General features: G+C 80.6%; 1 pseudogene. It reads left to right on the forward strand.

Annotated elements, in window-relative coordinates:
- A pseudogene (locus QK440_RS41185) lies at nucleotides 1-978 on the forward strand (hypothetical protein); the annotation flags it as partial.

Genomic DNA, 978 nt, shown 5'->3' on the forward strand with positions numbered 1-978 from the left:
CGGGCCTTCCGCGCGGCCCGCGCCCGAGGTGTGGCCCGACGCGGCGGCGCTGCTCCTGACGGCCCTCGGGCCGGGCACGCGGCTGTGGGAGCGCGGGCCCGGGCATCCGGAGGCGCTCGCGGTGCGGCTCGGCACGGTCGACCGGGCGGCGCCCGGCCAGAGCACGCTGCTGCCCGCCGTGCCGGTGACGGTGAGCCTCCGGGAGGCCGGGGCGCTCGGGCTCGCCGGGCCGCGGGAGCGGCTCGCGGGCCTGGCCCGCTCGGTGCTCGCGCAGCTCGCCGCGCTGCACTCCCCCGCGGACCTGGAGATCGTGCTGATCAGCACGGACCGGGCGCGGACGCCGCAGGAGCGGACCGCGGAGTGGTCCTGGCTCGGCTGGCTGCCGCACCTGCGCCCCGCGCGCGGGCAGGACTGCCGCCTGCTCCTCGCGTACGACCGCGAGCAGGCCGCCGCGCGCACCGGGGAGCTGCTGCGCCGCCTCGACGAGGCCGCCGAGGCCGAGGCTGAGGCCGGAGCCGACCGGACGGAGGAGCCCGCGCCCCCGGAGGCGTACGGCCCGCGCACGGTCGTGGTGCTGGACGGCGACCCCGGCTCCGCCGCGCTGCGGGAGGCCGCCGCCCGGCTCACCCGGGAGGGCGGACGGGCCGGGATCCACGTGGTGTGCCTGGCCGAGACGGCCGCGGCCTCGCCCGCGTCGCCGGTGACGGAGACGTACGAGGCCGCGTGCGCGGTGGCGCCCGCGTTCCGCGCGTGCGGGGCGGTGGCGCTGCTCAGCGGCGACGTGGCGACGGCCCTGCGGGTGCTGCGCACGGTGGACGGGCGGCCCGCGGGGCACGGCACGGTCGCCGTGGTGGACGCGGTGTCGGCGGCCTGGGCGCAGCGGTTCGCCCGGGCGCTGGCCCCGCTGCGGCCCGACGGCTTCAACCGCGAGACGCTCACCCTCGACGACTACCGGCGCCGGTACGCGCTCTACAAGTC

The organism is Streptomyces sp. CC224B, assembly GCF_030010595.1.
GTDB classification, from domain to species: Bacteria; Actinomycetota; Actinomycetes; order Streptomycetales; family Streptomycetaceae; genus Streptomyces; species Streptomyces longispororuber.